We start from the raw sequence: 13,374 nt of genomic DNA, 5'->3' as shown, positions 1-13,374 counted from the left end.
AGCGGCTAAGCGTCGAGGCGCCACTGGGAAGTGCTGGGCCGCCCGGAGGAATACCCTCCAGGCAGACCCCTTAGGCGAGCCGGCCATGCCGGCATCACCAGTCGTAACGATCGTCTTCTACGATCCCTGGGGGCAGCGGCTGCGGATTGAGAGCAATCTGAGCGCCCGCTGCCGATGAGCGGTTGTCGATCGCTGCAGGCCGCATCGCGGAAGTATATTGTTCCGTCGAACCGATTCCGTCGACGGTCTTGGCCGTAGCGCCGAAGGCTGTGGCCGAGGTTATGATTGTCGCGCCAATGGCGCAAAGCATCATTTTGGTGGCGTTCATCATCTTGTCCTCCTCGGGTTGAGGCGACCATCGCCGCAACCACAATGGAGACTCTATGATTCAATCGGAGATGCCGCCGTGCGTGCCCACACGCGTCAGAGCGCGACGCAAGTAGGCTTCAACTGGAGCGCATCCAGCCTACTCCGCGGCCTTGATTTCGGTTTTGAGGGAGGCGGTGGCGTTGCGGCCGACGCTCGTATAGGCGAAGCCATATTGGGCGGCGAGCTCGGCATTATAGACATTGCGCAGATCGACCAGCACGTCGCCGCGCATCGCGTTGCGCAGCCGGGTGAAGTCAAGCGCCCGGAACTCGTTCCATTCGGTCATGATGACCACGGCATCGGCGCCTTCCGCGCAGCTATAGGGATCGTGCGCGAATGTCACGTCGCTCAGGAGCTGCCTGGCCTGCTCGACGCCCTGCGGATCATAGGCGATCACCGCGCCGCCGCCGTCCTGCAAAACCGTGATGATCGTGAGCGCCGGCGATTCGCGCATGTCGTCCGTGTTCGGCTTGAAGGTGAGGCCGAGGATCGCGATCTTCTTGCCCCGCACCGAGCCGTTGCAGGCCATGATGATTTTGCGCGCCATGGTACGCTTGCGATAATCGTTCGAGGCTGCGACGACCTCGACGATGCGCAAAGGCGTGCCGGCATCCTGCCCGGTCTTGATCAGCGCCAAAGTGTCCTTCGGAAAGCACGAGCCGCCATAGCCTGGCCCGGCATGCAGAAACTTGCCGCCGATGCGATTGTCGAGGCCGATGCCGCGCGCGACATCCTGCACGTCGGCGCCGACGCTTTCGCAGAGATCGGCGATCTCGTTGATGAAGGTGATCTTCGTCGCCAGAAACGCGTTCGACGCATATTTGATGAGTTCGGACGTCCGCCTTGCGGTAAACAGGATCGGCGCGCGGTTGAGATAAAGCGGCCTATAGACTTCCGTCATCACCGCGCGGGCGCGCTCGTCCTCGGTGCCGACGACGATGCGGTCGGGCCGTTTGAAATCCTCGATCGCCGCGCCCTCGCGCAGAAATTCCGGATTGGACACGACGGCGACATCAGCGTCGGGGCGCTTGGCGCGAATGATCCGCTCGACCTCGTCGCCGGTGCCGATCGGCACCGTCGATTTGGTCACGACGACGGTGAAGCCTTGGATGAAGGGCGCGATCTCGGCCGCGACCTCATAGACATAGGAGAGATCGGCATGGCCGTCGCCGCGCCGCGACGGCGTGCCGACCGCGATGAAGACGGCGTCGGCCTCAGCCACCGCCTCGGCCATGTCGATGACGAAGGACAGGCGCCCGGCATGGATATTCGTCGCGACGAGTTCGGGCAGGCCCGGCTCATAGATCGGCACCTTGCCGTCGCGCAAAGCCGCGACCTTCGCGGCGTCCTTGTCGACGCAGGTCACGACATGACCGAAATCCGCAAAACAGGCTCCAGACACAAGCCCGACATAGCCGCTTCCAATCATCGCTATCCGCATCGATCACCTTTCAACCTAGGTTCAAATGGTCAGTCTCAGCTACCATAAACGGTTTCGTTGGCGAAATCGCCAATGCCCGATGTGAGGTGTTCAAAGCCGATCCTGACATGGAAAGCAGGTGGCGCGTCAATATGGCATTGCCATGATGTCACGTCCGCATCATGCGAGCCGTCATATTCTCTTCATGAACGCAAGACGTCTCATTTGACCCTCTAGGACAGCGGTTCTATAGCCTTTATGAGAATAGACATGATCTTCCCTTTTGCGAGGCGCCGCGCGAGCGATAACCAGCTCCGGCAGAGCTTCGCGGCAGCAGGCCGCACCCATGAGCCTTTCGATCCATCAATTCATGTGCCTATCGGATAATTTCGGCGTCCTCGTGCATGATCCGGAAACCGGGGCGACCGCCGCCATCGATGCGCCCGACGCCCAGCCGATCTTGCAGGCGCTGGCGAAAAAAGGCTGGGAGCTGACCGATATTCTCATCACCCATCATCATTTCGATCATACCCAAGGCATAGCGGGCCTCAAGGCGGCTTTTCCTCGCGCCCGTGTCGTTGGGCCAGCGCAGGAAGCCGCGAAAATCGCAGGTCTCGATCTCGAAGTCGGCGAAGGCGACGTCGTTAAGGTCGGCTCGTGCGAAGCCATGGTGATCGAAGTCCCCGGCCATACGTCCGGACATATCGCCTATTGGTTCGAAAGCGAGGATCTTTTGTTTTCGGGCGACACTCTCTTCGCGATGGGCTGCGGCCGCGGCTTCGAAGAGCCGGCGCCGGTGCTTTACCGCTCCTTGATGAAACTCGCGGCCTTGCCCGCCGAAACCAAGATCTATTGTGGGCATGAATATACGCTGTCCAATGCGCGCTTCGCCTTGAGCGTCGATCCGGAAAACAGCACTTTGCAGGATCGCGCCAATGTGGTCGCGATGCTGCGCGAGAATGGCCAGTTCACGCTGCCGACGACGATGGCCCTTGAACTCGCGACGAATCCTTTTCTGCGCGCCGACGAACCCGCCATTCAAGCGACACTCGGCATGCGCGGCGCCGATCCCGCCGCCGTCTTCACCGAGCTGCGCGAACGCAAGAACAATTTTTAGAGCATGAGCCCAAAAGTGGGCTGAACTTTCGGCTAAGATCATGCGGCTTAACAGAAGCTGAGCGCGCGACCATGAATCAACTCGAAAGGATCGCGCTCTAATGGATAAAAGCGCCGCCGAGATCATCCGGCTTCTCGATCTCGCGCCGCATCCGGAAGGCGGCTTTTTTCGCGAGACGTTCCGAGATCCCGCGCAAGACGCAGACGGCCGTTCGGCTTCGACTCTGATTTATTTCCTCCTGCCCGCGGGAAGCATCTCGGCCTGGCATCGGGTCGATGCGGTCGAATCCTGGCACTTCTACGCAGGCGCGCCGCTTCGGCTTTCGCAATGGTGCGGCGAAGGGCCGGTCGCGACGCATGTCTTGGGCGCCGATCTTTTCGCCGGGCAAAAGCCGCAATGCGTCGTGCCGAAAGATTGGTGGCAGAGTGCCGAATCGCTCGGCGAATGGACACTCGTCGGCTGCGGCGTCGCGCCGGGATTTAGCTTTTCAGGGTTTCAACTGGCGCCGCCCGGCTGGCAGCCAGTTTGAAAGATCATTCCTTGGGGATGATCCCCTCGATCCGCTTCTGCAATTCGCCGAGCTGGCGTTTCATTTCCTCGATGTCGCTCTTCGAATCTTCGGTCTGCGGCGGCGGCGTTGCGGGCTCGGGGTGGGAATTGGCGGTGGGTGCCGGCCCGCTGGCGCCGACGCCGAACGGGCTGAACATCGAGAGGGCCTGGGTGAACATCGCCATGTTCTTGCGGGCCTGTTCCTCGAGCGGGCCGAAAATCTGCCGCGTCTGGCTGCCCAAGGGCGAGGCGGCGCCAAGCCCGCCACTCAGCCCATTGGCGAATTGGTCGCGAAATTTTTCCTGATCCGAAGTCAGCCGGTCGATCGTAAATTCGAGATAACTCGGCACCAGCATTTGAATGCTGTCGCCATAGAAGCGGATCAATTGCCTCAGAAAAGTGATCGGCAGAAGGCTCTGGCCGCCTTTGCCCTCCTGCTCGAAAATAATCTGCGTAAGCACGGAGCGGGTAATTTCTTCCCCGCTCTTGGCGTCGAACACGACAAAATCCTCGCCCTTTTTGACCATATCGGCCAGGTCTTCGAGCGTCACATAGGCGCTTGTCCCGGTATTATAGAGGCGCCGGTTTGCATATTTCTTGATGGTGATCGGTTGCTTTTCGCTGCCCATGGCTTGCCTATACCTGAGTGACAAAGCGTGACGCCGCTGACGGATCTGGGTTCAACCGGCGACTTCCAGGTTATCCCCTTTATCGGTAAGCGGAAACCACGAACTGCGAATATGATTATCTCACCAATTGCTGCGGTTGCACAATATCTTAGTTCCTTCGTCGCGCTTGCCCCGCAAAGGCCGAAGTGCTCACTATGGATAACACCTCTCGCCGGCGGGGCATTTCGCACAGCCAAAGCTTTCTGAAACGCATTTGTCATCGATCAAAGACAAATTTGTTTCACTTGGCTGTGGTTTGCAGGTTTCGCGAGCGTCGGGAATCAAAAACGTCGAGGAGGATCTGGAATGTCGAGTGAGATCGTTGTGGTCGGTGCTGCGCGCACCGCTGTCGGATCCTTCAATGGCGCCTTCGCCAACACGCACGCGCATGAGCTGGGCGCGGCCGTCATCAAAGCCGCGCTCCAACGCGCCAAGGTCGATGCGGCCGACGTCGATGAGGTCATCCTCGGCCAGGTGCTCGGCGCTGGCGAAGGCCAGAACCCGGCACGCCAAGCCGCGATGGCCGCGGGCGTGCCTCAGGAGAAGACCGCCTGGAGCCTCAATCAGGTTTGCGGCTCAGGCCTGCGCGCGGTCGCACTCGGCATGCAGCAAATCGCCAACGAGGACGCCAAGGTGATCGTCGCCGGCGGCCAGGAAAACATGTCGCTTGCCCCGCACGCGGCGCATTTGCGCTCCGGCACCAAAATGGGCGATTTCAAATTCATCGATACGATGTTGCGCGACGGTCTGATGGATGCCTTTCAAGGCTACCACATGGGCATCACGGCCGAGAATATCGCCGCCAAATGGCAGATCAGCCGCGACGATCAAGATAAATTCGCGCTTATATCTCAGAACAAAGCCGAAGCCGCGCAGGCCGCCGGGAAATTCAAGGACGAGATCGTGCCCTTCACGATCACCGGCCGCAAGGGCGACACGATCGTCGATGCGGATGAATATATCCGCATCGGCGCGACGATCGAGGCTCTGGCCAAGTTGAAGCCGGCTTTCTCGAAAGAGGGCACGGTGACGGCCGGCAATGCGTCGGGCATCAATGATGGCGCGGCCGTAGTCGTCCTCATGAGCGCCAAGGAAGCCAAAGCGCGCGGCCTCACACCGCTCGCGCGCATCGCTTCATGGGCCACGGCGGGCGTCGATCCGTCGATCATGGGAACCGGTCCCATCCCCGCCTCCCGCAAGGCGCTCGAAAAGGCCGGCTGGAAAGTGAAGGATCTCGAACTGATCGAAGGAAACGAGGCCTTCGCCTCTCAGGCGATCGCCGTCGACAAGGAAATGGGCTGGGATCCCGCCATCGTGAACGTGAACGGCGGCGCCATCGCGATCGGCCATCCGATCGGCGCATCTGGCGCCCGCATTCTCGTGACGCTGCTCCATGAAATGGGCCGCCGTGGCGCAAAGAAAGGTCTCGCGACCCTTTGCATCGGCGGCGGCATGGGCATCGCGCTCACCGTCGAACGCTAGTCCAGTCGGCCGTCCGGCGCGTTTTCGCCGGACGGTTGAGGGACATCAAGAACCAGACCGGTCTTATGATCGATGCTGAATGAGCGAACCGTGAGAGTTCGCCTCGGGATGGAAGCAAAGGTGGGAAACACATGGCGCGCGTAGCAGTAGTCAGCGGCGGAACCCGTGGGATCGGCGCCGCGATCAGCAAGGCTTTAAAAGCAGCCGGTTATAAGGTGGCGGCCAATTATGCCGGCAACGATGAGGCAGCCGGCGCCTTCAAGGCCGAGACCGGCATACCCGTCTATAAATGGGATGTGTCGAATTACGAGGCCTGCGCGTCGGGGCTCGGGCGCATCGCGCAAGAGCTTGGAGCGGTCGAAATTCTCGTCAACAATGCCGGCATCACGCGCGACACGATGCTTCACAAGATGAAGCCCGAGCAATGGCATGAGGTGATCAACACGAACCTCAATTCGCTCTTCAACATGACGCGGCCGGTGATCGAAGGGATGCGCGAGCGCGGCTTCGGGCGCGTCGTCAATATCTCATCGATCAACGGACAGAGAGGCCAGCTCGGGCAGACCAATTATGCCGCCTCCAAGGCGGGCGATCTCGGTTTCACCAAGGCGCTCGCCCGCGAAAGCGCCAATAAGGGCATCACCGTCAATGCGATCTGCCCCGGCTATATCGCGACCGAAATGGTGAAGGCGATCCCAGAGGATTTCATGAAGCAGAAGATTCTGCCGGTGATTCCGCTTGGCCGGATCGGCGAGCCGGAAGAAGTCGCGCGCTGCGTGGTATTTCTCGCCGCGGACGACGCAGGCTTCATCACCGGCTCGACCATCAGCATCAACGGCGGCCAGATCATGTATTAGCATGTTCTGCTAAGGGCGGGCGGAGATGATCTCCGCCTCGCATGGGTCTAAAGCCTTCTTAGGCTTCTTTGGTCCTAGGCTTCTTTGGTCTTGGGCGTCAGGATTTGACGGCCGCGATACATGCCGGTCTTGAGATCGATATGATGCGGCCGGCGCAATTCGCCCGAATCCTTGTCTTCGACATAGGTCGGCGCCTCGAGCGCATCGGCCGAGCGCCGGAAACCGCGCTTCATCGGGGAGGTTTTACGTTTCGGAACAGCCATCAGAATCTCTCAATGCGCGGAGAAAAATGCGCAGATTGTCACCGGGAGCCGGGTGCATACAATGAAATGCACGGCCTGGCTAGTGCGGGATCGCGGAAAAGTAACCCGCCCCACCGCCTTCCTTAAGCATTAAATCCTTGATTTTACAAGTATGATGAGTCGGCAGGGGCGCGACATCACTCCACACATTCAAGCGGCACGCCGCCCTGCTCGACCCGCCGCATGAGGTTGCGGGCCAAAGCCGCATGGCGCCGGTGCGGCTGGCCCGGATCGCGCAGATGTGGGTTTGGCAGCGCGGTTGCGAGCAGCGCCGCCTCCGGCAAAGTCAGGTCATGGGCGCTTTTCTTGAAATAAGACCGGGCGGCGGCCTCGGCGCCGAAAATGCCGTCGCCCCATTCGGCAATGTTCAAATAGACTTCAAGCAGACGCCGCTTCGGCCAAGCTGTGTCGATCGCCAAGGCCAGCGGAATTTCCAGGCCTTTACGGACCACCGATCGCCCAGGCCATAGAAAAAGATTCTTGGCCGTCTGCATCGGGATGGTGGAGGCGCCGCGCGAAGGTCCCCGCTTGCCGGCTTTCTTGATGACCCCGTTCAAGGCGTCCCAGTCGACGCCGTGGTGCAGGCAAAACCGCGCATCCTCGGAAGCAATCACCGCTGCCGCCAAATGAGGTGACATGCGCGAGAGCGGGACGTAAGTCCGTTCGACGGATTTCCCGGTGATCCAGCGCCCGACCATCAAGGTCGAGACCGGCGTGACGAAGCGATAGGCGAGAATCAATGCGCCCACCGCCAAGAGAACCAGCAGCAGAATGCGAAAGAACCAGCGAAAAATGATCACAAGCCCCGCGAGCCCACCCAAATCTCATGCCAAGGCCTGAGCCTTGACCGATCTGGAGCAATCGGGCAAGGCGTCAAAGCAGCGGCGGTTTGCACCCGCCCAAAGCAGACCGCCCGTTTCCTCGGAAGCTGAAGCGGTTCAATGCCAAGGTGAGGCGACAGGGACGATGGCATCAGGTGGCGCGCGTGAATTCGAAGGGCGATTGTCGGACGTCGCGGAGGCGACGGAGAGCATGCTCGACACGCTCCTGTCGGCGAACCCGCTGCCCGGAGAGACATTCCGCCCTGCCCGTTTTCTGCAGGCCATGCGCTATGCGAGCCTTGGCGGCGGCAAAAGGCTGCGGCCATTTCTTCTGATCGAGACCGCACGGCTCTTCGGCGTCGAAGGCAAGGGCGTGGTTCGCGCCGCGGCCGCGCTCGAAATGATCCATTGCTATTCCCTGGTCCATGACGATCTGCCCGCGCTCGATAATGACGATCTGCGGCGCGGCCGGCCGACCACCCATAAAGCTTTTGACGAAGCGACGGCCATTCTCGTCGGCGACGGGCTTTTGACCTATGCCTTCGATGTCACCGCCGATCTCGCGACCCATCCGGACCCGGCGGTTCGCGCCGAACTGGTCTTGGCCTTGGCCCGCGCGGCCGGCATCGGCGGTATGGTCGGCGGCCAGGTGCTCGACCTCGAAGCGGAACAGGCGAAGGAGCCGCATACGGCGGAAGCGGTCATCAGGCTTCAATCCATGAAGACCGGCGCGCTTTTGCATTATGCGGTCAATGCCGGCGCGATCCTCGGCGGCGCCGACGCGGAGGCGAAAGCCGCTCTCTCGCGCTATGGTCAGGCGCTTGGCGCGGCCTTTCAGGTGGCAGACGACATTTTGGATGTCGAGGCCGACGAGGTCGCCCTCGGCAAACGCGCCGGCAAGGATGCCGAGCGCAACAAGGCGACGCTTGTCGCCGCGCTCGGCTTTGAGGCCGCCTGCGAAAGACGCGACAAGATGGCGTCCGAAGCGATTTCCGCGCTGAAAGGCTTAGGACCGCAGGCGGGCATCCTCAAAGAGGCGGCGCATTTCGTCGTGGCGCGCAAAAATTGACCGATCCGTCCGCCGCCGGCCTTGGAGCAAACCTCCATCGGTGGCGCCTTGTCCGTTTGATCCGCGGCCGGCCGCGGCTTTTCATCAGCGTTCTATTTGGATTGGCGGTCGGCCTTTTCACGCCATCGTCGTGGCGCGAAATCACCCGCTGGCTCATTGCCTGGAACGCCTGCACCCTGCTTTATTTCATCTTGACCGGATGGCTTATCGCAACGGCGACGCAGGCCTCGATCCGCTATCGCGCCAAGCTCCAGGACGAAGGCCGTTTCGCCATTCTCATTTTGACGAGCATCGCAGCTTTAAGCTCGATTGGCGCGATCGTCGCGCAGTTGGCGATCGTCAAAGATACGACCGGGCTCTTAAAGGAGCTGCATATCGCATTGGCGGCAACGACGATCCTCAGCGCCTGGTTCTTCATCCATCTGATGTTCGCGCTGCACTATGCGCATGATTATTTCGGTACGGGCACCACGCGATCGGGCGGCCCGGAGCACCGGCGCGGCGGGCTGCATTTTCCCGGCACCGACAATCCGGATTATTTCGATTTCCTCTACTTCTCTTATGTGATCGGCGTCGCGTCGCAGACGGCCGATGTTGAGATCACATCAAAGGGCATGCGCCGGACAGCGCTGACCCATTGCATCCTCGCCTTTTTCTTCAACAGCGCGGTGCTTGCATTGACGATCAATATTGCCGCGGGATTGATCTGATCTTCAAAAATCGCTGACGATGCCTTTGACTTCCCAATCGCCATAACGGGTCGGCTCCGGCCCGTCGCGGCCGCCGATTTCCGTCGCTTTGGCAGCGTCCTTCGAAGAGGCTTCGGCGCGACGCCGGCGTTCCTCCGCTTCGGCCAAAGCGCGACGCGCTTCCGGGCTCAAAGACTTGGACGGGGAAAGAGGCGCATCGCCGCCCGGCGGATCAAGCTTGGGCATAAGTCATTATCCTGACCTGCATATAGGACTTCTATGCCCGAACTCCGGACGAGGAGAACATTCGAGTACCACTTTCGAAAATGTCCTTATACTGTCTGTGTGGTATCGCACAGCGTAAGCGGCACGTTTATGCGATGTTTGCAAGTTGTATACATGACGCCGCGTCCGGCACGCTTGAAGAAGGTGCGAGGCTAGCGGCGGAAGAGAATCCATTTCATAAGGAGCGGTACTTAGGCAGCAAATAAAATTCGAACACTGCAAGACGAAAGCGGTTTCGAAACGATTGAACATATACACTCTAATTGAGATAGCTTGAGGCGCATTTGCGCTGCCGCGTCAAAGCCGGAACCGTAGTTTTGGATTCTTCACAAGGAAAGCCTCGCCCGAAGCATCGCAGCCCGATGGTCTCGGCGGAAACTCAAAGACGCGAGGCGGAACGTCATCCCGGTCTTCTCGCCAGAACCGCAGCCGCGGCGCTTTTGAACGATATCATTACCAATGGTCATGCGCTCGACGAACGGCTTTCGTCGACAGCCGTTCCCAATCGCCTCGCAGGCATCGATGCGCGCGATCGCGCCTTGGTCCGCTCCATCGTCACCGTTTCGCTCCGGCGGCTCGGAACGATCAGGCATGCGATCAACAAGCTGGTGGAGCGCGGCCTGCCGCGTCAGGCGGCACAGATCGAATGGACGCTGATCGTCGCGGCGGCGCAGATCCTCTTTCTGGACGTGCCGGATCATGCGGCGGTCGATCTCGCCGTCCGCATCGTAAGGCTTGAAACGAAGACGGCGCCTTATGCGTCGCTCGTCAACGCCGTCTTGCGCAATATCGCACGCGAACGCGACGCCATTCTTGCCGCCAGCGATCCGCTCGAACAGGATACGCCGCATTGGCTCGCCGCGCGCTGGCGCAAGACCTATGGCGACGCCGCGGCCCAGGCCATCGCCGCGATCAATTGCGAGGAACCGACGCTCGATCTGACCGTCAGGTCGGATATCGAATCCTGGCAACAAAAGCTTGGCGGCGTGGTTTTGCCGACAGGCTCTCTGCGGCTCGAGACCCATGTTCCCATCAGCGAGCTTGAGGGCTTCGACCTCGGACAATGGTGGGTACAGGACGCGGCCGCCGCCCTGCCCGCGCGTCTGCTTCGGGTCAAGCCCGGCACGAAAGTCGCCGATTTCTGCGCGGCGCCCGGCGGCAAGGCGGCGCAACTCGCGGCGCTCGGCGCCGATGTCACCGCGATCGATCGCTCGGCCGAGCGCCTCAAAATGCTGGCGGCTAATTTTGAGCGGCTTCATCTGCGCGCCGAAATGATCGTCGCCGATGTGACCGGTCTCAAGGCCCTGACTTTCGACGCCATATTGATCGACCCGCCCTGCACGGGCACGGGCACGATCCGCCGCCACCCCGACATCGCCTGGATCAAAAAAGCGAGCGACATTACCTCTCTCGCGGCGATGCAGTCGCGTATGCTCGACAAGGCGGCGGAAATGGTGCGGCCCGGCGGGCTGATCGTCTTCTGCACATGTTCGATCGAGCCTGAAGAGGGCGAAATGCAGATCCAGGCTTTCCTGCGCCGCAATCCGGATATGGCGCGCCTGCCGATCGAACCGGACGAAGTTGGGGGTCTGCCGGGCATCCTCAACGAATTCGGCGAAATGCGGACTCTGCCTTCGCATCTTCCCGCCGAAAACCCAAGGCTCGCCGGCCTTGACGGCTTTTTCGCTGCGCGTCTCATTCGACGTGGTTAACAAACCCTATAGGATTTTCGAACATAACTTGCAGCATGATGCGATCGAGGAAATCGTGTCCATGTGTAAGTCGTTGTTTTAGCCAACTTCGTTTCGCGGGGGCGAGCCAGCATTTCGGGACCTCGTTTGAGGATTCCTCGCCAGAAATCAACGCTTGCGGGTATCGGCGTCGCTGCGATGAACGTCGATTTTGAGGAGCTACGGCCCTGAGAGGCGCCGCAATCAAAGATCGGGTGCGCCTGGTCGGCCTCTTCGCAGGCCGAATCGCGAGGCTCGCGCGCCGCGCGGCCACGGCACCTTTGCGTCTTTTCGCCGGAATGACCTTTCATCCGGCGGAGCGGCTTTTGATCGCGCCGCAAGATATTCGCACCGGCGATCCGACCACAGCGAACGACATTTATGCGGGCTATTTCGCCTTCGGCGGCAAGATCGTCAACGCGCATGGGCGCTCGCCCTTCGAAATCGAGCCGGGCTCGCCGGCCTGGGCGCGGGCGCTCGCCGGTTTCGGCTGGCTGCGCCATTTGCGTGCCGCCGATACGGCGCGCGCACGGGACCATGCCCGCGCGCTTGTCGACGATTTTCTTACCCATATGGGCAAGCCCACACCGGACCCCGCCTGGGAGCCGCGCGTCGTCGCGCGCCGGACCTTGGCCTGGCTGTCGCAATCGCCTTTGATCCTCGATGGTGCCGATCGCGCCTTCTATCGGCGATTCATGAAAGGGCTCGGCCGCTCACAAATAGCGCTCGAACATGAGGTCAAGGCCGGGCTCAGCGGCGAGCCTCGCCTGCTTGCCGCGATCACGCTCGCCGAGCTCGGCCTTTGCGCGCAGGCCGCGACGAAATTGCAGAAGAAGGCTACGAGATTGCTGGCCGAAGAACTCGACCGGCAGATCTTGCCGGACGGCGGACATGTCAGCCGCAATCCGCAAGTCTTGATCGATCTTCTGCTCGATCTTCTGCCTCTGCGCCAAGCCTATGCGGCGCGCAATATCGCGGCGCCGCCGCAGCTTCTCAACGCGATCGATCGCATCATGCCGATGCTGCGGCTGTTTCGCCATGGCGACGGCGCGCTCGCGCTTTTCAATGGAATGGGCGTGACCGCGCCGGAGATGCTTGCAACCGTGCTCGCCTATGACGACGCGCGCGTGCAAGCCATCACCAACGCACCCTATTCCGGCTATCAGCGTCTTGAGATGCAAGGCAGCTTGCTGATCGTCGATGCCGGGCCGCCGCCGCCGCAGGATTTTTCCGAACAGGCGCATGCGGGCTGCCTTGCCTTCGAATTTTCATCCGAAGCCCAGCATCTCGTCATCAATTGCGGCGCGCCGGATATTCATCGCGAGGCGGCTCGCCAGGCGGCCCGCATGACGGCGGCGCATTCGACCGTGGTCGTCGACGACACGTCATCTTGCCGCTTCGCCTTTCACTCAAGCCTCGGCCGATGGCTTGGCCATCGTATTCTGTCGGGACCGGATAGGGTCACGGTCGAAAGGAGCACGGTTTCCTCGGCCGCGCGGCTACGGCTTTCCCATAATGGCTATCAACCGCGGTTTGGATTGATCCATGAGCGCGATCTGACGCTGTCGAACGACGGGCGAACGCTCGAAGGCCAAGACCGCCTGCGGCCATCATCGCCTTCAAAACCGCTCGAAAACTACCCCTATTGCCTGCGTTTCCACATTCATCCGAGCGTCCGCCTCAAGCCTTCGTCGGAGCCGCGCGGCATTCTCTTCGAGCTTCCAAACCGGACGCAATGGGTTTTCGAAGCGCCCGGCCGCGACATCAGGATCGCGGAGAGCGTTTTCTTCGCTTCGCCCGACGGGCCGAGGCGCTGCGAACAGATCGTCATTTCGAGCGAAACCGGCCAGAGTCCGGAGATCAATTGGACCCTTCGCAGGCTCGACAAGACGACGCCATGACACAGCCCGCAGGGAGATATTCCAGTGGTTTGGCGATTGATTTATCTGCTAAGAAGGTCAAAACAGGGTCGGCTGCGCGGCCAAGAGCGTCCGAATGAGGGTTAATGTGTCCGAG

14 protein-coding genes are annotated in these 13,374 nt (G+C 60.8%); 8 read left to right on the top strand and 6 right to left on the bottom strand.

The window, feature by feature from the left end; all coding sequences use genetic code 11:
* Positions 1 to 94 precede the first annotated feature (94 nt).
* Positions 95 to 328, bottom strand: coding sequence for a hypothetical protein (locus tag A3OQ_RS21860; protein ID WP_210162192.1), 234 nt, complete (start codon positions 326 to 328; stop codon positions 95 to 97).
* A gap of 138 nt (positions 329 to 466) precedes the next feature.
* The gene (locus tag A3OQ_RS0109090) at positions 467 to 1,810 is read right to left on the bottom strand and encodes a UDP-glucose dehydrogenase family protein (protein WP_020175072.1); all 1,344 of its coding nucleotides are present in this window, start codon (positions 1,808 to 1,810) and stop codon (positions 467 to 469) included.
* 325 nt (positions 1,811 to 2,135) lie between these two features.
* On the opposite strand from A3OQ_RS0109090, the gene gloB reads away from it, so the two are divergent.
* Together gloB and A3OQ_RS0109080 are read left to right on the top strand one after the other, a co-directional pair.
* Positions 2,136 to 2,906, top strand: a complete 771-nt coding sequence (gloB, locus tag A3OQ_RS0109085) for a hydroxyacylglutathione hydrolase (RefSeq protein WP_020175071.1) — start codon at positions 2,136 to 2,138, stop codon at positions 2,904 to 2,906.
* Positions 2,907 to 3,006: 100 nt separating this feature from the next.
* A complete protein-coding gene (locus A3OQ_RS0109080; protein WP_020175070.1) occupies positions 3,007 to 3,435 on the top strand; it encodes a cupin domain-containing protein in 429 nt (142 codons plus the stop codon).
* A gap of 4 nt (positions 3,436 to 3,439) precedes the next feature.
* On the opposite strand, the gene phaR is transcribed toward A3OQ_RS0109080, so the two are convergent.
* On the bottom strand, positions 3,440 to 4,084 hold the full coding sequence (gene phaR, locus A3OQ_RS0109075) for a polyhydroxyalkanoate synthesis repressor PhaR (RefSeq protein WP_020175069.1): 645 nt from the start codon (positions 4,082 to 4,084) through the stop codon (positions 3,440 to 3,442).
* Between the two features lie 345 nt (positions 4,085 to 4,429).
* Between phaR and A3OQ_RS0109070 the strand changes: the two genes are divergently transcribed.
* Entirely contained in the window at positions 4,430 to 5,605 is a 1,176-nt protein-coding gene (locus A3OQ_RS0109070; RefSeq protein ID WP_020175068.1) for an acetyl-CoA C-acetyltransferase, read from the top strand.
* Between the two features lie 131 nt (positions 5,606 to 5,736).
* Entirely contained in the window at positions 5,737 to 6,462 is a 726-nt protein-coding gene (gene phbB, locus A3OQ_RS0109065) for an acetoacetyl-CoA reductase (protein WP_020175067.1), read from the top strand.
* Positions 6,463 to 6,536: 74 nt separating this feature from the next.
* Here phbB and rpmF read toward each other — a convergent pair whose 3' ends face one another.
* Both rpmF and mtgA read right to left on the bottom strand, forming a co-directional pair.
* Positions 6,537 to 6,725: a 50S ribosomal protein L32 gene (gene rpmF, locus A3OQ_RS0109060; RefSeq protein ID WP_026595667.1), complete on the bottom strand. Its 189-nt coding sequence runs from the start codon at positions 6,723 to 6,725 to the stop codon at positions 6,537 to 6,539.
* Positions 6,726 to 6,901: 176 nt separating this feature from the next.
* Positions 6,902 to 7,558 (bottom strand): monofunctional biosynthetic peptidoglycan transglycosylase, encoded by a 657-nt coding sequence (gene mtgA, locus A3OQ_RS21855; protein ID WP_040580836.1) that lies wholly within the window; start codon positions 7,556 to 7,558, stop codon positions 6,902 to 6,904.
* Positions 7,559 to 7,730: 172 nt separating this feature from the next.
* Between mtgA and A3OQ_RS0109050 the strand changes: the two genes are divergently transcribed.
* Together A3OQ_RS0109050 and A3OQ_RS0109045 are read left to right on the top strand one after the other, a co-directional pair.
* Positions 7,731 to 8,654, top strand: coding sequence for a polyprenyl synthetase family protein (locus A3OQ_RS0109050; protein WP_020175064.1), 924 nt, complete (start codon positions 7,731 to 7,733; stop codon positions 8,652 to 8,654).
* Positions 8,651 to 9,364 carry a DUF1345 domain-containing protein gene (locus tag A3OQ_RS0109045; RefSeq protein ID WP_020175063.1) on the top strand — a complete coding sequence of 238 codons (714 nt, stop codon included), beginning with the start codon at positions 8,651 to 8,653 and terminating at the stop codon, positions 9,362 to 9,364. Before A3OQ_RS0109050 ends, A3OQ_RS0109045 begins: the two co-directional genes overlap by 4 nt.
* A gap of 3 nt (positions 9,365 to 9,367) precedes the next feature.
* Here the strand turns inward: A3OQ_RS0109045 and A3OQ_RS0109040 are convergent, their stop codons facing one another.
* Complete coding sequence (locus A3OQ_RS0109040) at positions 9,368 to 9,589, bottom strand: DUF1674 domain-containing protein (protein WP_020175062.1); 222 nt, start codon at positions 9,587 to 9,589, stop codon at positions 9,368 to 9,370.
* Between the two features lie 401 nt (positions 9,590 to 9,990).
* On the opposite strand from A3OQ_RS0109040, the gene A3OQ_RS0109035 reads away from it, so the two are divergent.
* The gene (locus tag A3OQ_RS0109035) at positions 9,991 to 11,340 is read left to right on the top strand and encodes an RsmB/NOP family class I SAM-dependent RNA methyltransferase (protein ID WP_020175061.1); all 1,350 of its coding nucleotides are present in this window, start codon (positions 9,991 to 9,993) and stop codon (positions 11,338 to 11,340) included.
* Positions 11,341 to 11,573: 233 nt separating this feature from the next.
* On the top strand, positions 11,574 to 13,259 hold the full coding sequence (locus A3OQ_RS0109030; protein WP_020175060.1) for a heparinase II/III family protein: 1,686 nt from the start codon (positions 11,574 to 11,576) through the stop codon (positions 13,257 to 13,259).
* The last annotated feature ends 115 nt before the right edge of the window (positions 13,260 to 13,374 follow it).

This window comes from Methyloferula stellata AR4 (assembly GCF_000385335.1).
Classification (GTDB): domain Bacteria; phylum Pseudomonadota; class Alphaproteobacteria; order Rhizobiales; family Beijerinckiaceae; genus Methyloferula; species Methyloferula stellata.
Note: the sequence above shows the minus strand (reverse complement) of the source record. Positions and strands in the feature narration are given on the sequence as shown.